This window comes from Glaciimonas sp. OK215 (assembly GCF_057787885.1).
Genome location: NZ_CM173544.1, coordinates 6276759 through 6296859 on the forward strand (window position 1 = coordinate 6276759; position 20101 = coordinate 6296859).

General features: G+C 57.9%; 19 protein-coding genes. 10 read left to right on the plus strand and 9 right to left on the minus strand.

The window, feature by feature from the left end:
* Nucleotides 1–28: 28 nt before the first annotated feature.
* The gene (gene dsdA, locus AC3CHX_RS29050; RefSeq protein ID WP_488631399.1) at nt 29–1357 is read right to left on the minus strand and encodes a D-serine ammonia-lyase; all 1329 of its coding nucleotides are present in this window, start codon (nt 1355–1357) and stop codon (nt 29–31) included.
* Between the two features lie 99 nt (nt 1358–1456).
* Between dsdA and AC3CHX_RS29055 the strand changes: the two genes are divergently transcribed.
* Nucleotides 1457–2398: a LysR family transcriptional regulator gene (locus tag AC3CHX_RS29055; protein WP_488631400.1), complete on the plus strand. Its 942-nt coding sequence runs from the start codon at nt 1457–1459 to the stop codon at nt 2396–2398.
* A 19-nt stretch (nt 2399–2417) separates the two neighbouring features.
* Here the strand turns inward: AC3CHX_RS29055 and fmt are convergent, their stop codons facing one another.
* Nucleotides 2418–3371 carry a methionyl-tRNA formyltransferase gene (gene fmt, locus AC3CHX_RS29060; protein WP_488631401.1) on the minus strand — a complete coding sequence of 318 codons (954 nt, stop codon included), beginning with the start codon at nt 3369–3371 and terminating at the stop codon, nt 2418–2420.
* 70 nt (nt 3372–3441) lie between these two features.
* Entirely contained in the window at nt 3442–3972 is a 531-nt protein-coding gene (def, locus tag AC3CHX_RS29065) for a peptide deformylase (RefSeq protein ID WP_488631402.1), read from the minus strand.
* A gap of 262 nt (nt 3973–4234) precedes the next feature.
* On the opposite strand from def, the gene AC3CHX_RS29070 reads away from it, so the two are divergent.
* From AC3CHX_RS29070 to AC3CHX_RS29085, 4 genes are all read left to right on the plus strand, one after another.
* Nucleotides 4235–5308, plus strand: a complete 1074-nt coding sequence (locus AC3CHX_RS29070) for a LysM peptidoglycan-binding domain-containing protein (protein ID WP_488631403.1) — start codon at nt 4235–4237, stop codon at nt 5306–5308.
* A 67-nt stretch (nt 5309–5375) separates the two neighbouring features.
* Nucleotides 5376–6542, plus strand: coding sequence for a DNA-processing protein DprA (gene dprA, locus AC3CHX_RS29075; RefSeq protein ID WP_488644964.1), 1167 nt, complete (start codon nt 5376–5378; stop codon nt 6540–6542).
* A 214-nt stretch (nt 6543–6756) separates the two neighbouring features.
* Entirely contained in the window at nt 6757–7236 is a 480-nt protein-coding gene (locus AC3CHX_RS29080) for a Smg family protein (RefSeq protein ID WP_488631404.1), read from the plus strand.
* 290 nt (nt 7237–7526) lie between these two features.
* Nucleotides 7527–10175 (plus strand): DNA topoisomerase III, encoded by a 2649-nt coding sequence (locus AC3CHX_RS29085; RefSeq protein WP_488631405.1) that lies wholly within the window; start codon nt 7527–7529, stop codon nt 10173–10175.
* Between the two features lie 94 nt (nt 10176–10269).
* Here the strand turns inward: AC3CHX_RS29085 and AC3CHX_RS29090 are convergent, their stop codons facing one another.
* From AC3CHX_RS29090 to AC3CHX_RS29100, 3 genes are read right to left on the minus strand one after another with little or no spacing between them, the layout of a single operon-like run.
* Nucleotides 10270–11307, minus strand: a complete 1038-nt coding sequence (locus AC3CHX_RS29090) for an L-idonate 5-dehydrogenase (RefSeq protein ID WP_488631406.1) — start codon at nt 11305–11307, stop codon at nt 10270–10272.
* A gap of 13 nt (nt 11308–11320) precedes the next feature.
* Nucleotides 11321–12106, minus strand: coding sequence for an SDR family NAD(P)-dependent oxidoreductase (locus tag AC3CHX_RS29095; RefSeq protein WP_488631407.1), 786 nt, complete (start codon nt 12104–12106; stop codon nt 11321–11323).
* A gap of 42 nt (nt 12107–12148) precedes the next feature.
* Complete coding sequence (locus tag AC3CHX_RS29100; RefSeq protein WP_488644965.1) at nt 12149–13501, minus strand: GntP family permease; 1353 nt, start codon at nt 13499–13501, stop codon at nt 12149–12151.
* A gap of 418 nt (nt 13502–13919) precedes the next feature.
* On the opposite strand from AC3CHX_RS29100, the gene gntR reads away from it, so the two are divergent.
* The 3 genes from gntR to AC3CHX_RS29115 all read left to right on the plus strand — a co-directional run bounded on the left by gntR (nt 13920) and on the right by AC3CHX_RS29115 (nt 16073).
* Entirely contained in the window at nt 13920–14969 is a 1050-nt protein-coding gene (gene gntR / locus AC3CHX_RS29105) for an HTH-type transcriptional regulator GntR (protein ID WP_488631408.1), read from the plus strand.
* 95 nt (nt 14970–15064) lie between these two features.
* Complete coding sequence (locus AC3CHX_RS29110) at nt 15065–15475, plus strand: OsmC family protein (protein WP_488631409.1); 411 nt, start codon at nt 15065–15067, stop codon at nt 15473–15475.
* A gap of 13 nt (nt 15476–15488) precedes the next feature.
* On the plus strand, nt 15489–16073 hold the full coding sequence (locus tag AC3CHX_RS29115) for an NADPH-dependent FMN reductase (protein WP_488631410.1): 585 nt from the start codon (nt 15489–15491) through the stop codon (nt 16071–16073).
* A 48-nt stretch (nt 16074–16121) separates the two neighbouring features.
* On the opposite strand, the gene AC3CHX_RS29120 is transcribed toward AC3CHX_RS29115, so the two are convergent.
* The 3 genes from AC3CHX_RS29120 to pip form a co-directional block, all read right to left on the minus strand.
* Nucleotides 16122–16634, minus strand: coding sequence for a methylated-DNA--[protein]-cysteine S-methyltransferase (locus tag AC3CHX_RS29120; protein WP_488631411.1), 513 nt, complete (start codon nt 16632–16634; stop codon nt 16122–16124).
* Complete coding sequence (locus AC3CHX_RS29125; protein WP_488631412.1) at nt 16631–18184, minus strand: DNA-3-methyladenine glycosylase 2 family protein; 1554 nt, start codon at nt 18182–18184, stop codon at nt 16631–16633. The genes AC3CHX_RS29120 and AC3CHX_RS29125 overlap by 4 nt, the downstream gene beginning before the upstream one ends.
* A 66-nt stretch (nt 18185–18250) precedes the next feature.
* Nucleotides 18251–19219, minus strand: a complete 969-nt coding sequence (pip, locus tag AC3CHX_RS29130; RefSeq protein ID WP_488631413.1) for a prolyl aminopeptidase — start codon at nt 19217–19219, stop codon at nt 18251–18253.
* Between the two features lie 211 nt (nt 19220–19430).
* Here pip and rbsD point away from each other — a divergent pair, with 211 nt between their 5' ends.
* Nucleotides 19431–19823 carry a D-ribose pyranase gene (gene rbsD / locus AC3CHX_RS29135; RefSeq protein ID WP_488631414.1) on the plus strand — a complete coding sequence of 131 codons (393 nt, stop codon included), beginning with the start codon at nt 19431–19433 and terminating at the stop codon, nt 19821–19823.
* A gap of 47 nt (nt 19824–19870) precedes the next feature.
* The gene (locus AC3CHX_RS29140) at nt 19871–20089 is read left to right on the plus strand and encodes a DUF3717 domain-containing protein (protein ID WP_488631415.1); all 219 of its coding nucleotides are present in this window, start codon (nt 19871–19873) and stop codon (nt 20087–20089) included.
* Nucleotides 20090–20101 lie beyond the last annotated feature (12 nt).

The following is a 20101-nucleotide window of genomic DNA, read 5'->3' on the forward strand; positions in this document are numbered from 1 at the left end:
TCTGGTTCCGACGGAACAGAGTTTCTCTTCATGAGCATTGTCTGGTTATCCGTGCATTTGACAGGCGAGCAGCCGCATAGGATTGAAACCGTCGATGTTCCTCTGTCGGCACCAGAGATCCGCCCGTGGCCCATATCACGTGCGTAGCGCTTGTCATGTCCAGATTATTGTTAAGAACGTATTCGCGTCCCTCATATGAATCAGCAATCCAACCCGGCCCGCTCACGCCGGCTGCCGCCGAAGGTTCCAGTTCAATTCCCATCGTCTTCTTTATCAGCAGCAGGTGCTCGTAGAGCCGATCGTCGGTCACCGTGTAGACGCCGGACAGCTGAGAAACCATCAGCGGACTAACAAGAGGCGAGGCCAAACCGACCGCCAAGCCATCGGCTTCAGTACGGTTATCAAGCCCGATGTCGACAACAGACGTTGGCTCGTCGCAACCGGCTGCCAATTGCACGAGCATGCACGGCGAAGCGACAGGCTCTGCAAAAAAACAATGCACATTTCGCCCGTAAATTGCCTTGAGGCCGAAAGTAAGTCCTCCGGGGGCGCCGCCGACGCCGCAAGGCAGGTAGATAAAAAGGGGATGCGATCCATCTACGATGCGTCCGGCGTGGGCAAGTTGCGCCGCCAGGTGCCGAGCGCCAGCGGCGTAGCCAAAAAAGAGCATCTGCGAACGTTCATCGTCGACAAAGTGGCAACGGGAATCAGTCGACGCTTGCGATCGTCCGGCTGCCACTGCATCCGCATAGTCGCCTTGGTGCTCTACGATCCGGACACCCCTGCTGCGCAAGCGCTCCTTCTTCCATAACTTTGCGTCTGTCGACATATGGACGACGGTCTTGAAGCCCAATGCCGCAGCCATCAGCCCTATGCTGAGTCCCAGGTTGCCCGTGCTCCCGACCGTGACCGCGTATTGAGAAAAGAGTTCGCCGGCAGCCTTTGACGCCAGTAAGCGAGAATCGCCGTGATTTTCAAGAAGTCCTCGCTCTGCGGCTAATGACTCGGCCAGAGCGAGCACCTCATGAAAGCCGCCCCGAGCTTTGATCGAACCGGCAATAGGCAATGCATCATCACGTTTAATGAACCATTTACCGTCATCTGGATCGGTATGGCCGAGAGCATGTTGCAGGCATTGGGCCGACTCGAGGTTCGACTCAACCTTGCCGGCGCTATGTGCGAGCTCCGGGAACAGACATGCCATCAAAGGTTCACAGCGCGCCAGCCTTGCTTCGGCGGCGATGATCTGCTCCAGCGACGGCGCATTAGAGGGCAAGGCAGAGCCGATATAAGGATTTAGCCATAATAATGGGAGCTGAGATTGTAGTTTCTCAAGCAATGCAGTAGATTCAATCATAGCGATGGCCGATAAGCAGGTGTTTAACATCGCCTCATCGTAAAACCGAACTCCTGGACGAAAAAGCACGAAATCCTAATAGGGGGATTAGCCCAACTAATGTCTATGCAATTAGATTCCTCAATATTGAGAGCGCTGCGGTGCTTTGAAGCGGCAGGCAGGCAACTGAGTTTTACCAAGGCTGCCCAGACTCTGAATTTGACGCAAAGCGCGGTGAGCCAGCAAATTCGTCATTTGGAAGATCGCCTGGGTTACGCGCTGTTTGTTCGGCAGCCGAGCGGTTTAATAATGACGCCCAATGGCGAGATACTTTTTCAAACCACTTCAAACGCACTTGCAGAGATCGAGCACACGCTTCAACAACTGGGTATCGCCACAGCGCCTTTGCAGGTAAATTGTCTTCCGTCGCTGGCGCTTCAATGGCTGGTTCCCCGGCTGACAGAGTTCCAGCGTATACAACCCACGGTTTCCGTCCGTCTCAAAGCGGAGTTTCAAACAGTAGATCGTCAAGCCATGAATTCGGACGGCATCGACGTCGCCGTTCGCTACGATCCAGTCGATTACAGCCACATGCATTCTGAAATACTCATGGATGAATATCTGGTCGCGGTTGCGACGCCGGCTTATCTTGAAAATAATCCGCGCTTCGCCTCCGGTGAATCGCTCGATGGCGTGACGCTCTTGCATGATGCGGCTCCCTGGGCCGATGCGCCTGAGTACATCGAGTGGCGTACCTGGGCGGAGGAAATTCGGCCGGAATGGGCAGGCAAGCTCGACGGCCCTCAATTTAATCTTTCCAGTCTTGCACTTGGCGCTGCGCGCATGCATCAGGGCGTGGCAATGGGGCGGTTCGCCCTTGTTTATGACGATCTCAAAAGCGGCCGGCTGGTAGATGTTTTAGGAAGAAGTGTTCAGGCGCCGGCGCGTTACATGCTCCTGTCCCGCCAGCCTGGGGATCGCCGCGTCGCGGCTTTTTCAGATTGGCTAAGAACCGAATGCAAACATTTCGACGAAGAGAGAACAAGGCTGCTGTCCGCGTAATACCTGGCATTAAGCCGATTTAATCAAACCGCCCGTCCGCCATCGAAAACGCCCGCAGAAACTCGCTGGCCGGCAAGCGCTTCCCGCCCGGCTTCTGCAATACATTCAGTCGCAAGGCGCCACTGCCGCAAGCGACAACAACACCATGTTGCGGATCGGCACTGACAATCTGGCCAGCGCTGTGATTGCCATGTTGCGCGACAACGTCGGCATCCCATATTTTTAGGGTCACTCCGCCGAATGCGGCAAACGCACCGGGAAACGGATTAAATGCCCGGATTTTCCGATCCAATACGTCGGCTGCCAGAGTGAAGTCGAGCGCCGCTTCTTCCTTGCTTATCTTGGCGGCATAGGTGACCCCGGTTTCCGGTTGGGGCGTCGCCGGCAATCCGTTTTGCTCCAGCTTGCGGATGGCTTCCACGATCATTTTTCCGCCCAGTTCAGCCAACTTGTCGTGCAGACTGCCAGTCGTGTCGTCGTCTTCGATCGCTATTTTTTCGATCAGCATCATCGGGCCGGTATCCAGGCCCTGTTCCATTTGCATGATGGTGACACCGGTGGCGCTGTCGCCGGCTTCGATGGCACGATGGATCGGCGCGGCACCGCGCCAGCGCGGCAGCAGGGAGCCGTGGATGTTGATGCAGCCATGGGGCGGGATCGTCAGGACGCTCTGCGGCAGAATCAGACCATAGGCGGCGACTACCATCACGTCGTGCGGAGTGGTTTGCAGCAGCGTGTGGGCGTCTTGCGCGATCGCGGGATATTTGCCGTCCAGTCGTAGCGAGACGGGTTGGGCTACCGGGATGTTGTGCGCGAGTGCGAACTGCTTGACCGCGGAGGCCTGCAACTGCATGCCACGCCCGGCGGGGCGGTCGGGCTGGGTCAGCACCAGCGTGATTTCGTGACCGGCATCGTGCAGCGCTTTAAGCGCAACGGCGGCGAATTCGGGGGTACCGGCAAAGATAATTTTCATGGCGGGATTTTATTACGAATGGAAAAAGGGCTGCATTAAATTTAATGCAGCCCTTTTTCCATTCGTTCTGTCAGCGGCTGGCGTATTGCTTTTCCCGCTTCAATTCCCGTTCTTCCTTGAGCATCTTCGCCTTGATGCGGTTGCGTTTCAGCGGCGATAGATATTCGACGAATACTTTTCCCTTTAAATGATCCATCTCATGCTGAATACAGACGGCCAGCAAGCCGTCGGCTTCGACTTCAAATGGTTTGCCATCGGCGTCGAGTGCGCGCACTTTGACGCGGGCCGGGCGTTCGACGCCGTCGTATACGCCAGGTACGGACAGGCAACCCTCGTCGTAAATCTGTTTTTCTTCGCTGACCCAGAGAATTTCAGGGTTGATGAAAACCCGCAGATCGCTGCCGGTATCGGAGGTATCGATGACGACCAATTGTTCGTGCACATCGACTTGCGTCGCCGCCAGACCAACGCCGGGCGCTTCGTACATCGTCTCGGCCATGTCAGCAATCAATCGCTTCAGACGGTCGTCAAAAGCAGTCACCGGCCTGGCAATCTTGTGCAGGCGGGAATCGGGGTAACGCAGGATATTTAATAGGGACATACGGCTCTGGACGACAATAAGGCGGTTTGGAAATAGTTTATCTCTTGCTAGTTTCAGCGTTTATGGGCAAAATTTGATGCGCTTTGGCAAGTATTTTGGCGACCATGACGCGTGCTTGCACCATCATTTTACGCGCTGATCGATTTTGTCGTGATCTCCTAGTCTTTACGTACTTGCCTGACTAGTGAATTATCGAATAGAAGGTAGGCATGTTCGGTTTTCGCCTTGCCTCCCATTTAATGCCATATCCACCGGAAACAACATGAAAAAGTTTAGCACAGCTGCACTCCTTCTCGCTTTTGTGGCTGGTGTTGGCGTTTTGCCAATCTCATTTGCGCAATCGGCTGCACCCGCGCGCTGTGCGTTTTTGCCGAATGCACCGGATCAGCATGTGGTGGTGCGGGGCGATACTTTGTGGGGGATTTCCGGAAAGTTTTTGCAGAATGCATGGTGCTGGCCGCAAGTATGGGGCATGAATCGCGAAGAAATTCATAATCCACACTGGATTTATCCGGGACAGATTGTTTATTTTGACCGCGCCGCAGGTCGTTTGCGCCTCGGAACGCCAACTGGCGGGGCGGCGGATTCAACCAGATTATCGCCGCAAATGCGGGTAGAGGGCCTGGGACGCGAAGCGATCTCTGCGATTCCTGCCGACATGATCGGACCGTTCCTGTCGCAACCGCTGATTATCGAAGACGATGAATTAAACAACGCGCCACATATCGTTGCGGTGCAGGAAGGCAGTTTGAATTTGGGGCGCAATGACCGCGCATACGTGCGTGGCGACCTCAACGGCGGCACTTCATTCCAGGCCTTCCATCCTGGCAAGCCGTTGAAAGATCCGGTGACAGGCGAGGTGATTGCCCATGAAGCGGTGTATCTGGGAACGCTGAAACTGGAGCGCACCGGTAAAACAGAAAATGAGGCGGATACCTTCCGCGTCGTCGAGTCGAAGGAAGAGATGGCCGTTGGCGATCGTCTGGTGGCGTTGCCGATTACGCCGATTCTGAACTATGTCCCGCATGCGCCGACGCGCGATGTGAATGCCCGCATTGTCTCGATTTATGGCGGCGTCGCGAATGCCGGTCAGAATCAAATCGTCAGCATCAACCAGGGAACGGAAGACAGCATCGAGGTCGGCAACGTGTTGCAGTTATACCGGCTCGGTAAAGTTATCGCCGATGCCGGCGACGCTAAAAAGCCGGTCAAACTACCGGACGAGCAATACGGCAGCTTGTTCATTTTCCGGGTTTTTAAGCATATTTCGTATGGCCTGATCATGCAGGTGCGCGATACAGTAGACGTCGGCGATATTGCCCGGTCACCAGAATAAGCGCTTGTCAAACGAAAAACCCACCCACAACCCAGGTACGCCATCTCATCCACCCGGCCAGTCCCGGATCGGTCAGCCTTCATTGGCGACCGATCTGGCAGATTGGCTGAGGCTGGAACAAACCGCCGGGGTCGGCCCCGACACGGCGCGTCGCCTGCTGGCAGCCTTTGGCTTGCCTGCCAATATTTTTTCAAGTCCGCTTTCCGTTCTTCACAACGTGGTGCCGAACAAAATCGCGCAGGCATTGCTGGCACCGTTATCGGACCTGACCGAACAGCGCATCGAGCGTACATTGGCGTGGGCGCAGCAAGCGGGCAATCGGGTCCTGACGCTGGCCGATAGGGACTATCCGCCGGCATTGCTGGAGATCGCCGATCCGCCGTTGCTCCTGTATGTGAAGGGCCGGGTCGAACTGCTGGCGCGAGCGTCGCTGGCGGTGGTTGGCAGCCGCAACGCGACGGCGCAGGGAAGCGCAAATGCCGAGCGTTTCTCGGAGATTCTCAGCCAACGCGGGCTGACTATTATTTCCGGTCTGGCGCTAGGCATAGATAGCGCCGCTCATCGCGGTGCCTTGCGTGGTTTGGCGGGCAGCCTTGACGGCGGCAGCACGGTGGCCGTGATCGGCACCGGCGCGGATATCGTTTATCCGGCACGTAACCGCGCTTTGGCGCACCAGATTGCCGCTGCCGGCTGTATCGTAAGTGAGTACCCGCTCGGGATGCCGGGCATGGCAGCCAACTTCCCACGTCGCAATCGGATTATTTCCGGTCTTGCGTCCGGCGTTCTGGTCGTGGAAGCAGCCGCCCGCTCCGGCTCGCTGATTACCGCCCGGCTGGCGGCGGAGCAGGGCAGGGACGTTTTTGCGATTCCCGGGTCGATCCACTCGCCGCTGTCGAAAGGAGCGCACCAGTTGATTAAACTGGGGGCCAAGCTGGTCGAGTCGGCGCAGGATATTCTGGAGGAAATGGGGCCATATCGCGCACACGTCGGCTCCGGCCCGAATGAAGCCAGACCATCTGAATTAATCGCGCAGGCAGTCATCCGGGAATTTGCCGTGCCGGATACTGCCAGAGATCAACTGCTGGCAGCGCTTGGATTCGATCCTGCGGGCCTGGATATGCTGGCGGCGCGCAGCGGTATGGACATGGCGCTGTTGAGTGCGCAGTTGTTAACGCTGGAACTGGAGGGACTGGTGGAGATGCTGCCCGGCGGAATTTATCAGCGAATCGGATAAATGGCCTGACGATTGCACTAAACCGATGTTGTTATGACACTTTCGGCAGCATTCGTTAAATCCTGCGATACTTGGGCTAATTAACAAATGGATGAAGGTCGTTTGAGTTAATTTTTTAGCAAGTCGGCGATGTTGCGGCAGCGTATGATCCGTCAAGCTTAGTCGCTGGTTTTAGCAGCTTGTATTAGTCCAATCTTAGCGATACAGTAGATCCATGTTTGAAGTCCTAGTTTACCTTTACGAAACTTATTACCGCCCCGATGCCTGCCCCGAACCTGAGGCCTTGGTCAAGAAGCTGTCGGCAATCGGTTTTGAAGAGGAAGAAATCTCCAAAGCCCTCGGTTGGCTGACCGATCTGGCCGAAACCAATCACGAGTACGCCGACCGCTACCCGCAGCAAACCGCGTTTTCATTCGGCATGCGTATTTACGCGCCGCAGGAAATGGATGCACTCGGCACCGCAGCGATTGGTTTCATCCAGTTTCTGGAGTCGGCCAAGATGCTCAATCCGGTGCAGCGCGAAATCGTCATCGAGCGCGCGCTGGCGGTCAGAGAATCGCCCGTGTCGCTGGACAAGCTCAAGGTCATCGTGCTGATGGTGCTCTGGAGCCAGGGCAAAGAGCCGGACGGCTTGATGTTCGATGAGCTGTTTCTCGACGACGACGAGGATCCGGAGCCCCGTCTGCTGCACTGAATCCGGGATTGCCTGGTCCTTCCGCACTGCCCCGCGAGCAACTCAACGTTTGCTGCGCTTGCGATTTCCCCAACAACCCGCTTATCATTGGCCGCTTATTCACCGATGAGTGCCATGCCGGCTGCTATAGTATGAGAGGGTTGCCATTTGGCAACGCGCCTGCCGGCTTCGACAACGCCTGATTTTGCATGCGTATCGAGCGGCATTCACGGAACATTTCACCAAGCATTTAGCTGAAAAATGCGCTGACTCATAAGCCGGGAAAGCGCGCCACTTTCGAGACCATATTTATGAGCAAGACCCTCATCATCGCCGAGAAACCTTCTGTCGCGAACGACATCGCGAAGACCCTCGGCGGCTTTACCAAGCACGATGAGTACTTTGAATCCGACGAATACGTGCTGTCATCGGCCGTCGGCCACCTGCTGGAAATCGCTGTTCCGGAAGAGTTCGATGTCAAGCGCGGCAAATGGACCTTTACCCATTTGCCGATGATTCCGCCGTACTTCGCGTTGAATCCGATCGCCAAGACCGAATCGCGACTGAAGGTACTCAACAAACTGATCAAGCGCAAAGACGTCACCGCACTGATCAACGCCTGCGATGCCGGGCGCGAGGGTGAATTGATTTTCCGCCTGATCGCGCAACACGCAAAAGCCAAACAGCCGGTCAAGCGACTCTGGCTGCAATCGATGACGCCGGGCGCGATTCGCGACGGCTTCGCCAATTTGCGCGCCGACGAAGACATGCTGCCATTGGCCGACGCAGCACGTTGCCGCAGCGAAGCCGACTGGCTGATCGGTATCAACGGTACCCGCGCGATGACCGCGTTTAACTCGAAAGAGGGCGGTTTCTATCTGACCACCGTCGGCCGCGTGCAAACGCCGACGCTATCGATCGTGGTCGAGCGTGAAGAGAAAATCAAGAAATTCGTCTCGCGCGACTTCTGGGAGGTGCGTGCCGAGTTTATTTGCGCGGCCGGCATTTATGAAGGCCGCTGGCTCGATACCAAGCACAAAAAAGATGAGAATGATCCGGAGAAGCGCGGCGAGCGTCTGTGGAGCCTGGCAGCGGCTGAATCGATCGTCGCCGCTTGCCGCAACAAGCCGGGCAACGTCACCGAAGAATCCAAGCCGACCACGCAAATGGCGCCCGGCTTATTCGACCTGACCAGCCTGCAGCGCGAGGCTAACTCGCGCTTTGGTTTCTCTGCCAAAAATACGCTTGGCCTGGCCCAGGCGCTGTACGAGAAGCACAAGGTGCTGACCTATCCGCGTACCGACTCGCGTCATCTGCCGGAAGATTATCTGAGCACGGTCAAGCAAGCGCTGGAAACCGTGTCCGAGAACCACAACTATCAGCAGTTCGCAGCACAGATTCTGAACAAGGGCTGGGTCAAGCCGAACAAGCGGATTTTCGACAATTCCAAGATCAGCGATCACTTTGCGATCATCCCGACCACCCAGGCACCGAAGAATCTGTCGGAGCCGGAACAGAAATTGTACGACCTGGTAACGCGCCGCTTCATGGCAGTGTTTTTCCCGGCCGCGGAATTTCAGGTGACCACGCGGTTTACCGAGGTCTCCGGTCATCAGTTCAAGACTGAAGGCAAAGTCATGATCAATCCCGGCTGGCTGGCGATTTATGGCAAGGAAGCCGCCGACGAGAAAGATTCGGAAAACAACGGCACGCTGGTCGCGGTGGCCAAAGGCGAGAAGGTCAAGACGGAAAAAGTCAGTGCCCACGGCCTGGTGACCAAACCGCCTGCGCGCTACACGGAAGCCACGCTGCTGTCAGCGATGGAAGGCGCCGGCAAGCTGGTCGACGATGGCGAGTTGCGCGAAGCGATGGCGGGCAAAGGTCTGGGCACGCCGGCAACCCGCGCGGCGACCATTGAAGGCCTGATCTTCGAAAAATACCTGATACGCGAAGGCCGGGAAATGATACCGACGGCCAAGGCGTTTCAGTTGATGACGCTGTTGCACGGGCTGGGCGTCAATGAATTGACCGAACCTGAATTGACCGGTGAGTGGGAATACAAGTTGTCGTTGATGGAAAAAGGGCAGATCACGCGCGAAGAATTCATGCGTGAAATTGCGCAGATGACACAGACCATCGTCAAGCGCGCCAAGGAATACGACAACGACACCATCCCGGGCGATTATGCGACGCTGGTAGCGCCCTGCCCGAATTGCGGCGCGGTGGTGAAAGAAAATTACCGCCGTTTCGCATGCACGAAGTGCGAATTCTCGATGAGCAAAACGCCGGGTAGCCGTCAGTTTGAAATTCCTGAAGTTGAAGAATTGCTGACGAATCGGACCATCGGTCCGCTGCAAGGTTTCCGCTCCAAGATGGGACGTCCGTTTGCAGCCATCCTGAAGATCAGCCGCGACGAAGAGATCAAGAATTTCAAGCTGGAATTCGACTTCGGCCAGAACGATGAAGAAGGCGAGGACGGCGAAGGCGTTGACTTCAGCGGCCAGACCCCGGTCGGCCCATGCCCGAAATGCGGCAGCGGCGTGTATGAAATGGGGCTGGCGTATGTTTGCGAGAAAAGCGTTGCCAAGCCGAAGGCCTGTGATTTCCGTAGCGGCCGGATTATTTTGCAGCAAGAAATCTTGCCCGAGCAAATGGCGAAATTGCTGAATGACGGCAAAACCGATTTGTTGCCGGGCTTTGTTTCACAACGCACGCGGCGGCCGTTCAAGGCATTTTTGGTGAAGGCTAAAGACGGCAAAGTCAGTTTTGAGTTTGAAGAGCGCAAAGCCAAAGCACCGGCCAAAGGCAAGGCGAAAGCCGCTGCCGCGGAAGGCGAGCCGGATGTAGAAGCCACGACCAAGACAGTGGCGAAAGCCGTCGTCAAGAAAGTCGCAGCCAAGAAGCCGGCGGCCAAAAAAGCGGTGGTTAAGCGGGTAGTGGCGAAAAGTAAAAGCGCATAGCGCTATTCTCGATGCCGGGTAAATTGACAAAGCCGCCAGTGTTTGCACTGGCGGCTTTTTTCGAATCCATTCGGCGACTTCGTGAAATCGGTCTTCAGTTGAAGCTTAACTGCACCTTCATCATCTTCGAGCGGTCGCCGGCAATCTCGAAGGCCTCCACCGATTTCTCAAACGGATAGGTCGCCGAGATCAGCGGCTTCACATCGACCAGGCCGTTGTTCATCAATTCCACCGCCAGCGCGAATTCTTCGTGGAAGCGGAATGCGCCGCGCCATTCCAGTTCCTTGCCGACCAGCAGATTGGCGGGAAAGTTGATGTCGCCGCCCAGGCCGACCTGCACGATGACAGCGCCCGGACGCAAGGCGTCGAGCGCGCCGCGCAAGGCTTGCTGGTTGCCGCTGACTTCGAACAACACGTCGAAGCTGCCCTTGTCCTTGGTGAAGGCAGCCAGCGCGTCCGGCTGTTGTCCGACGTCGATGGCTTGATCGGCGCCGACCTTGAGCGCGGTTTCCAGTGGCATCCTGGCGACATCGGTCACGGCAATCTGCAAAGCGCCGGCACGCCGCGCGGCAATCACGGTCAAGGCGCCAATCGGGCCACAACCGGTGACCAGCACGCGCTTGCCCAACAGCGGACCCGCGCGGCGCACGGCATGCAAGGCTACCGCCAACGGCTCGGCCATCGCGGCTTCGCCATCGCTGACGCTTGCGGCGACGACGTGCGCCTGCGAGCGCTCGATCACGATTTCCTGACGGAAGGCGCCTTGCACGTGCGGCATGCGCATCGCGCTGCCGTAAAAACGCATGTCCAGGCAGTGGTTTTGCTTGCCTTCCTGGCAGTATTTGCACAGGCCGCAAGGACGGCTGGGGCTGATGGAAATGCGCGTGCCCGGCGCAATGTCGCTGATGGCAGCACCGGTCTCGGCGATGACGCCGGCCACCTCGTGTCCCAGCACCATCGGTTCCTGGATGCGCACGGTGCCGAAACCGCCGTGATGATAATAGTGCAGATCGGAGCCGCAAATGCCGCCGGCCTTGACCCTGACTTTCAGTTGCTGCGGCTGCAGTTCGCCGGTTTCCAGTTCTTGTATGCGCAAGTCGTGCGGCGCATGAATGACAATCCCTTGTTGCATGATGGAGCCCTCTCTATAAAGTTGCAGTGACGCCGCCATCGACGTACAGGATATGACCGTTGACGAACTTCGATGCATCGCTGGACAAGAACACCGCAGCGCCGATCAGGTCTTCCACATTGCCCCAGCGGCGCGACGGCGTGCGTCCGACCAGCCATTCGGTAAATGCTTTATCGGCGACCAGCGCAGCATTCATGTCAGTCTTGAAATAACCCGGCCCCAGGCCGTTGACCTGCAAGCCGTATTTGCCCCAGTCGATCGCCATGCCCTTGGTGAACATTTTCACTGCGCCTTTGGTCGCGGTATAGGGCGCGATGTTCGGACGCCCCAGCTCGCTCTGCACCGAACAGATATTCACGATCTTGCCGCGGCCGCGTGGAATCATGCGTTGCGCGACCGCCTTGGCGGTATAGAACACGCTGCTGAGATTGGTCTGGATCAGGTCGTGCCAGTCGGCATCCTTGAACTCTTCCAGCGGCGCGCGCCGCTGGATGCCGGCATTGTTGAACAGGATGTCGATGGCGCCGATATCGCTTTCTATCTTTGCTACCGCGGCCTCCACCGAGGCCGACGACGTGACGTCGAAACTGGATTCGTGGATCGTGTAACCTTCGGCGCGCAATTGCGCAGCCACGCGCGCCAGCTTCTCCGCATCGCGGCCGTTGAGGACGATCGCGGCACCGGCGGCAGCCAGGCCGCGCGCGAACGCCAGGCCGATACCGCCGCTGGAACCGGTAATCAGCGCAAGCTTGCCGACCAGCGAAAAACTTTGCAAACCTGCGGGTAGTGTTGCCGTCATTCTGCCTCCTTGGGTGTGGTCGTGGTGATGGCGCGTAGCGTCTTACACGACCAAATTGAGCAACATGATGAGGATGATGGCAACCACCGAGATGATTGTTTCCATCACTGTCCAGGTCTTGAACGTTTCGCTGACGCTCATGTTGAAGTATTCCTTGACCAGCCAGAAACCGGCATCGTTGACGTGCGACAACATCAGCGATCCGGCACCGGTCGCCAGCACCAGCAGTTCGCGGTTGGTGCCGGGGATCAAGGTCACCAGCGGTGCCACGATGCCGGCGCCGGTAATCGTCGCCACGGTCGCGGAACCGGTCGCCACCCGAATCACGCCGGCCACAAACCAGGCCAGCAGCAAAGGCGAAATCTGCGCATGCACGGCCAGCTGGCCGATTGCGGTGCCGACGCCGCTGTTGACCAGCATTTGCTTGAAGCCGCCACCGGCGCCGATGATCAGCACAATCGCCGCAGTCGGCGCCAAACTCTGCTCGACAAATTTCAAAACTTGGTGACGCGTGAAGCCGCGCGCCGTCCCAAAAGTGTATAGCGACAGCAGCAGCGCCGCCAGCAAAGCCACGATCGGATTACCGATAAATTCCATCAGGTCGCGCAGGCCGTTGCCTTCCGGCAGTGCCACATCGACGAAGGTTTTCAGCAGCATCAGGAACACCGGCGACAACACGGTAATCAGGGTAATGCCGAAGCCCGGCAAGTTTTTCGTTTCAGGCTCGCGCGCCAGTTGATCCATCAATTCATCGGACGGTTTGACGTCGACATACTTGGAGATGAAAGCGCCGAACATAGGGCCGGCGATGATCACTGTCGGCAAGCCGACCACCAGGCCGTAGAAAATGGTCTTGCCGATGTCCGCGCCGAAAATGCCGATAGCCAGCAATGGTCCCGGATGCGGCGGCACCAGGCCGTGCATTACCGAGAGGCTGGCCAGCATCGGCATGCCGATTTTGAACAGCGGCACGCCGGAACGGCGGGCGACGATAAACACCAGCGGGATCAGCAGCACGAAGCCGATTTCGAAGAACAGCGGAATGCCGACCAGGAAGGCGCCTATCATCATCGCCCAATGCACGCGCTCCTTGCCGAAAGCGCGCACCAGTGTTTGCGCGATCCGGTCTGCGCCACCCGACTCTGCCATCATCTTGCCGAGCATGGTGCCCAGGCCCAGCACGATGCCGACAAAGCCGAGCACGCCGCCGAAACCGTCCTGGAACGACTTGACGATCTTTGGCAAGGGCATGCCCGAGATCAGGCCGAGAAAACCGGAAGTGATGATTAGCGCGATGAAAGGATGGATGCGCAAACGCGTGATCATAATGATCAGCGCCAGAATCGCGAGGAATGCGTTCAACAGCAATGTCGAGTCGTTACTCAAGCCCAGCATGGGAAGGTCTCCAAAGTTGAAAGGCACGCGGGCCATGATCGCAAACGAGATCGCCCGCTCGCCGCCAATGCCATGCCTGTCATCCTCCTGGAATTCATGCATGTCTCTGACGGGGTCGCCGATCGCGCCGTATCCGGCACAGCGTGTTCACTATCTTGCGTAGTGTTTTTAGGAAATATGATGCAACGCAAAGATTGATTGGAATACGGATGTTAGCGTTAACATTGGCTGCGATGATAGCGCTCCCAAAAATTATATGTCAAATCATTTTTATGAATATGATGCAACTGTTGCGATGCCACGGACACAAGAAGCAGAATAAAAAGAATGCGGACAAGGGCTGTTGCTGTTACAGCGAACCGGCTATCGAGTGTCCTGAGCGTATGATGGCCGCAAAATTGGATATACTCACCAAACCATGAGCCAGCCCGCTGCCGCAAAAACTTCAATCAAGCCAGCCAAAGGAAGCCGCACGACCGGCCGCGTCACCATCGTCGACGTGGCGCAACAGGCCAGGGTCAGCGCGATGACCGTCTCGCGGATGCTGAAAACACCTGAACTGGTACAGCAGGAACTGCGCGACCGTATCGCTGCGGTGATCAAGGCGCTCGGCTACGTTCCCAGCCAGGCTGCCAGCACGCTGGCGTCGGCGCGTTCTCAGGTGATCGGCGTGCTGGTGCCTTCGCTGACCAATGCGGTTTTCATCGAAACCTTGAGCGGAATTCGCGACTATTTGTCGCAGGCCGGCTATCAGTTCCTGATCGGCGAGACCGGTTATTCGAAAGCCAGGGAAACCCAACTGATCTCCACTTACCTGGCGTATGCGCCGGATGGCTTCCTGCTATCCAGCGTGGACCAGCACGACATCTTGCGGCAACAGTTGACCACCGGCAAACTCCCCGCCGTGCGCATGTTTGACCTCGGCAAGAGCAATAGTGATATGACGGTCGGTTTTTCGCAGACCAAGGCCGGCTATGCTGTGGCCCGGCATTTGATCGAACGGGGTTATCGCCGCCCCGGTTTCCTGGCGGCGCAGCTCGATCCGCGCATGATGAAGCGCCGCGAAGGATTCCGCAAAGGCTTGCTGGAAGCGGGACTGGACCCGAATGTGGAAGCGCTGCTGCCGACGCCGACCACGGTCAACATGGGTGCGCAATTGCTGAGCCGCATCCTGGCATTGCATCCGGATTGCGACGCCGTCTTTTGCTGTAACGATGATCTGGCGCTGGGCGCGCTGTTCGAATGCCAGCGGCGCGGCATCAAGGTGCCGCAGCAGATGGCGATCGCCGGCTTCAACGACTTGTCGTGGGCGGCCTGCGCGACGCCGTCGATCACCACCATCGTCACGCCGCGCTACGACATCGGCTACAAGGCGGCGGAATTACTGATACGCCAGCTAAAAGGCGAGAGTATAAAAAAGGCCCGCCTCGATCTCGGCTTCCAGCTGGCTGTGCGTGAAAGTACCTAGCTTATGAATTTTCAAGATGCCGTGACCGTTATCCGTCAGCGCCAGTCCGGCGCGCTTTTTCGTCCCACTTTTGGAGCAAGAATGGAGAACATGCGATGACCATTTCCACCGTCCGCGCCGTCAGCGGCAATATTCCTTATACCGTGACGTTGACGGACGACACGGGGCACCAGTGGCTGGGCGATGAGCCGGTCGAACGCGGCGGCGCCGATGCCGGGCCTTCGCCCGCGCAGCTTTTGCTGTCCAGCCTCGGCACTTGCACAGTCATCACACTGCAGATGTTCGCGGCCCACAAACAGTGGCTGCTGACGGGCGTTGCGGTGGAGTTGCAGTTCAATCCGAACGGCAAGCCCGCCGCCGGCACCACTGAAATTACCCGGCACATCACCCTGCAAGGTGATCTGAGCAGTGAACAAAACGAACGCCTGCTGCAAGCAGCCAATGCCTGTCCTATGCACAAGGTATTGAGCGGCGCAATCCGTATCGCCACCGAACTCTCTCAATGACAAGGAGCCTCACATGACCACCCCCGTCAAAATCCTAGGCATTTCCGGCAGCTTGCGCCGCCAATCATTTAACACCGCGTTGCTGCGGGCGGCGCAAGCGCTGGCCGGTCCCGACATTGAGCTGGACATCGCCACGCTGCATGGGATTCCGCTTTACGACGGCGACCTGGAGCAGCAGGAAGGCGTGCCGCAAGCTGTGCGCGACCTCCAGGCCCGCATCATGGCCAGCGATGCCTTGTTGCTCGCCACGCCGGAATACAACAACGGCATTCCCGGCGTCTTCAAAAACGCCATCGACTGGCTGTCTCGCCCGCCAGCGGAGATCGCTGCGGTCTTTGGCAATCGTCCCGTCGCGATTATCGGTGCCTCGCCCGGCGGGTTCGGCACGATCCTGGCCCAGAACGCCTGGCTACCGGTGCTCAGAACGCTGGGCGCCCGCCACTGGGCCGGAGGCCGCCTGATGGTCTCCCGGGCAAACAAGGTATTTGACGAAAGCGGCGCGCTGACCGATGAGGGCACGCGCAAGCAGCTGCACGACTTCTTGCAAGGTTTCGAGCAGTTCGTCCAAGCCACCGAAGTTCGGTTAAGCAGAGGATGATGAAAGTGCTGCAGCCCGTCGCGCTGCCAATCCGCCGTGCCAGCAGCGCTAAGCTTGTTTAGATTGTTCGTGCCGCAACAGAAACTGCTTACGCTCCAGTCCACCGGCATAGCCGGTCAGCGCGCCTGAAGCGCCAAGCACGCGATGGCAAGGCACAATAATCGACACCGGATTGCGGCCAATCGCCGTGCCGACCGCGCGCACGGCATTGGCTTTACCGATTTGTTCCGCATGGCGGCCATAGGTGGTCGACTGACCGAACGGGATGGCGATCAAAGCCTGCCACACCGCTTGTTGAAACGCCGTCCCGCACAATGCCAGCGGCAGGTCGAATTGCTGGCGGGTACCTGCAAAGTATTCGTTGAGCTGCTGTGCCGCCAGTTGCAGATGCGGATGCTCGGGCGCGTGCAGCCAGCCGTCCTTGCCTTTGAAATGGCGATGTTTTTCAAAATATATCCCGCTGATGCCAGCCTCGGTCGCGGCGATTAACAGCTTGCCGAGCGGGCTGCCAAGCTCGTCGTAATACGTGGCGTCGGCGGTTTTTCCTGTGCTTATGCTCATAGTGAGTGCCATAGAAGTAGTGCTGCGTAGCCGCGCCAGGGTGCCCATGGTCGCGCGATGGCAGCGAGTTGTTTTTCGGTAAGGCGGCCGCCGGTTGTTGCCAGCGCTTTTTGTAGCCCCAGATCACCGGCCGGAAACGCATCCGGAAAACGTAAAGCGCGCAGGGCGATGTAATGCGCGGTCCAGTTGCCGATGCCGGGTATCGCAGTCAATTGCGCGATTGTTTCCTCCAGGCCCGCGCCGGGTTTGATGCGCAGTTTCCCCTCAGCCGCGTATTGCGCCATATGCCGTATGGTCTGCGCGCGCGATGTCGGCACGCCGATGCTCGCCAGCTCGGAAACCGGGAGTGTCGCCAACACGCCGGCCTCGGGGAAATGATGCGTCACCGCTGGAAACGGCGTCTCGGCCACTGCGCCAAAGCGGCTCACCAGGCGTGCGGTCAAGGTAGTGGCGCCGGCAACGCTGACTTGCTGTCCCAATATCGCCCGCACTGCCAGTTCAAATGGCTCGAAGGTGCCGGGAACGCGGATACCAGGCTGTGCATCAAGGAGGCCCGCAAGCGCAGGATCCAGTCTCAGGTGCGCCGCAATCAACGCCGGATTGGCATCGAGGTCAAATTGATTGCGTAGCCGCGCCAGCAGCGGCATCAGCAGCGGCGCCAGGCTGGGGGCGACATCCAGCTCCAGCTGGCGCTGTTTGGCCAGATGCGTGACGCGTAACCAGCCGCTGACATTGTCGATGCGTATGCTGCGCAGATAAGCGGGGCGGGCTTGCGCCAGCTGTACCGACTCGACACCGGCGATCAGGCGCGGCTGCAGATAAGCCAGCATGTGTTCCCAGGCAAACGGTGGTCGATACGCCAGCCGCACCGTCACCACATCGACTGCGTCGGGCACCGAAGCTGTCTCGCCCTGTGTGTGTTGCCGGCGCAGCGCAGTCGGCGCCATCCCGTAACGCGCATTGAATAAAGCATTGAAGCGCCGCACACTGCCAAAGCCTGCGGCGTCGGCTAGCGCGGTCATCGATAAACCGGTTTCCTGGAGTAGTTTTTTTGCAAATAGCAGACGCTGGGTTTGCGCCAGTTCGATCGGCGTGACGCCGAAGTGCTGGTGTAAAACCCGGCGCAACTGGCGTGACGACAGACCCACTTCGGCCGCCAGGTGTTCGAGGTCGCCGCCATCTTTGCCGTCTTCGCCGTTGTGATTGAGCGCACCGGCGGCGATGCGTTGCCAAACCGCGTAAGCCAGATTCTGCTGTACAGCGTACGGTGCCAATTCCGGCCGGCAGCGCAGGCAAGGGCGAAAACCGGCCGCTTCTGCAGCGGCGGCACTTGCATAAAAAGTACACGAAGAAGGGCGCGGCGTTTTGGCGCTGCAGATCGGGCGGCAGTAGATGCCGGTGGTGTTGACGCCAACGAAAAAGACGCCGTCGAAACGGCTGTCCTTGGCCGCCAGCGCACGGTAGCAGCTCTCATCGTTGAGCGCGCCGGTAGCAGCGGCCGACTGAGTCGTTGTGATACTTTCCTGGCGGTCCGGGAGTGCAGTTTTCATGTGCCATTTATACGCCCTGCAACGGGCACCGTCTAGCCGTTTTCGGACATCTATATGGGCTGTTCCTTAGATCTGGCCGAACCGATCAGTCGCCTCAATCAAGTAATGCAAGATGCCCGGCTCGGTCACCGCGTGCCCTGCATCGGCAACCATGATGAGCTCACTGAGCGGCCACGCCTGATGCAATTCCCATGCGGTTTGCGGTGGGCAAATGGCGTCGTAGCGGCCTTGCACGATGACCCCGGGAATGCCGTTGAGCTTGCCCGCATTCTGAATCAATTGATCCGGCGTGAAAAATCCTGCATTCACAAAGTAGTGATTTTCGATGCGGGCGACGGCCAGCGCATGATGTGCTTCGGCAAACTCTTCTACAAATGCCGGGTTCGGCAGCAGGGTGGCCGCCTGCCCTTCCCATCTGCTCCAGGCTTGTGCCGCTGCCAGTTGTATCTGCTGATCGCCGTGATTCAATAGCCGGTGATAGGCGCACATCAAGTCGCCACGCTCAGCTTCCGGCACCGCTGCCACAAATTCTTTCCATGCTTCCGGAAAAATCATCGAAGCGCCGCTTTGATAGAACCAGTCGAGTTCCAGCTGTCGCGCCGTAAAAATACCGCGCACGATCAATTCGGTCACCCGCTGCGGATGGGTCTGGGCGTAAGCCAGCGCCAGCGTGCTGCCCCAGGAACCGCCGAACACTTGCCAGCTCTCCACCCCAAGCAGTACGCGTAGTTTTTCGATATCGTCGACCAGATGCCAGGTGGTATTCGCCTCCAGGCGGGCGTGCGGCAGACTGCGCCCGCAGCCGCGCTGATCGAAAAGCACAATTCTGTAACGCGCGGGATCGAACAGCCGCCGGTGATTTTCGCTGCAACCAGAGCCGGGGCCGCCATGCAGAAAAACCACCGGCTTGCCGTGTGGATTGCCGCATTCTTCCCAGTAAATCAGGTGACCGTCGCCCACGTCCAGCATGCCATGCTGGAACGGCTCGATAGCCGGATAAAAACTACGCAATACATTCGCACTTGAATTCGTCATGTCCATTCCTTGATCTGCGGTTCTGAGGTTCGCTGCTAGCAACAATAACTGAAATAGGCCGGAGCGGCGAGAGGCGCCGCGTATCAAGTGCAGCGTGAAATGCCTGTTAGGTATGCGTTACACTTGATTTCCCCCTGTTGCTGGTAGCGAGTTGCTGTCAGCGGCGGCATCCACCCTGCCATAAGCATTCAATAAGAAGCGGACTGCCAACATGAAGAAAACTCCTCTGCTAAACATCGCCTTGTCGCAATTGATCGCGTCCCTCGGCCATGGCGATATGGTAGTGATCGGTGACGCAGGCTTGCCGGTACCGGACGGTGTGCCACGCATCGATCTGGCGCTGACGCGTGGTATCCCTGGCCTGATCGACACCTTGAACGCGGTGTTGAGTGAAATGCAGGTGGAACATCATCTGCTGGCCGATGAGTTGGCGCGTCACAGTCCGCAGCTGGCAGCCCGGATCAATGCCCTGGGCTTGCCCGACAAGCGGATGTTGCCGCATACTGAATTCAAGCGTCTGACGCAAGGCGCGCGCGCGATCGTCCGGACTGGCGAGTGTGCGCCGTATGCGAATATCATTTTGGTTGCCGGCGTAGTGTTTTAGGTCGTCTCAGTTGGCAAACGGTAAAATTCCACGGGTACAATACCGCCATGAATATTTCATTGCCTGAACTCGAAGAAGCCATCAATTACTGGCGTCTGCAGCGCCCCGCGATTGGCGAGGAATGCGCACTGTCACCAGAGGTGAATACGCTGGCGAGCGTGTATGCGTTGATGATTTTTAATCAAGTCGGCAGCGTCTCGCTGGAGGCCATAGATGCGGTTTCGCAACAGTTGATCGCCGCATGGCGCAGCCAGCGGAAAGCCTGATTCCATTTTTAA

What these genes read in the sequence shown, in the direction of transcription:
- dsdA (WP_488631399.1), bottom strand. Translation starts at nt 1,357, where the DNA reads ATGATTGAATCTACTGCATTGCTTGAGAAACTACAATCTCAGCTCCCA.
- AC3CHX_RS29055 (WP_488631400.1), top strand. Translation starts at nt 1,457, where the DNA reads ATGTCTATGCAATTAGATTCCTCAATATTGAGAGCGCTGCGGTGCTTT.
- fmt (WP_488631401.1), bottom strand. Translation starts at nt 3,371, where the DNA reads ATGAAAATTATCTTTGCCGGTACCCCCGAATTCGCCGCCGTTGCGCTT.
- def (WP_488631402.1), bottom strand. Translation starts at nt 3,972, where the DNA reads ATGTCCCTATTAAATATCCTGCGTTACCCCGATTCCCGCCTGCACAAG.
- AC3CHX_RS29070 (WP_488631403.1), top strand. Translation starts at nt 4,235, where the DNA reads ATGAAAAAGTTTAGCACAGCTGCACTCCTTCTCGCTTTTGTGGCTGGT.
- AC3CHX_RS29080 (WP_488631404.1), top strand. Translation starts at nt 6,757, where the DNA reads ATGTTTGAAGTCCTAGTTTACCTTTACGAAACTTATTACCGCCCCGAT.
- AC3CHX_RS29085 (WP_488631405.1), top strand. Translation starts at nt 7,527, where the DNA reads ATGAGCAAGACCCTCATCATCGCCGAGAAACCTTCTGTCGCGAACGAC.
- AC3CHX_RS29090 (WP_488631406.1), bottom strand. Translation starts at nt 11,307, where the DNA reads ATGCAACAAGGGATTGTCATTCATGCGCCGCACGACTTGCGCATACAA.
- AC3CHX_RS29095 (WP_488631407.1), bottom strand. Translation starts at nt 12,106, where the DNA reads ATGACGGCAACACTACCCGCAGGTTTGCAAAGTTTTTCGCTGGTCGGC.
- AC3CHX_RS29100 (WP_488644965.1), bottom strand. Translation starts at nt 13,501, where the DNA reads ATGCTGGGCTTGAGTAACGACTCGACATTGCTGTTGAACGCATTCCTC.
- gntR (WP_488631408.1), top strand. Translation starts at nt 13,920, where the DNA reads ATGAGCCAGCCCGCTGCCGCAAAAACTTCAATCAAGCCAGCCAAAGGA.
- AC3CHX_RS29110 (WP_488631409.1), top strand. Translation starts at nt 15,065, where the DNA reads ATGACCATTTCCACCGTCCGCGCCGTCAGCGGCAATATTCCTTATACC.
- AC3CHX_RS29115 (WP_488631410.1), top strand. Translation starts at nt 15,489, where the DNA reads ATGACCACCCCCGTCAAAATCCTAGGCATTTCCGGCAGCTTGCGCCGC.
- AC3CHX_RS29120 (WP_488631411.1), bottom strand. Translation starts at nt 16,634, where the DNA reads ATGAGCATAAGCACAGGAAAAACCGCCGACGCCACGTATTACGACGAG.
- AC3CHX_RS29125 (WP_488631412.1), bottom strand. Translation starts at nt 18,184, where the DNA reads ATGAAAACTGCACTCCCGGACCGCCAGGAAAGTATCACAACGACTCAG.
- pip (WP_488631413.1), bottom strand. Translation starts at nt 19,219, where the DNA reads ATGACGAATTCAAGTGCGAATGTATTGCGTAGTTTTTATCCGGCTATC.
- rbsD (WP_488631414.1), top strand. Translation starts at nt 19,431, where the DNA reads ATGAAGAAAACTCCTCTGCTAAACATCGCCTTGTCGCAATTGATCGCG.
- AC3CHX_RS29140 (WP_488631415.1), top strand. Translation starts at nt 19,871, where the DNA reads ATGAATATTTCATTGCCTGAACTCGAAGAAGCCATCAATTACTGGCGT.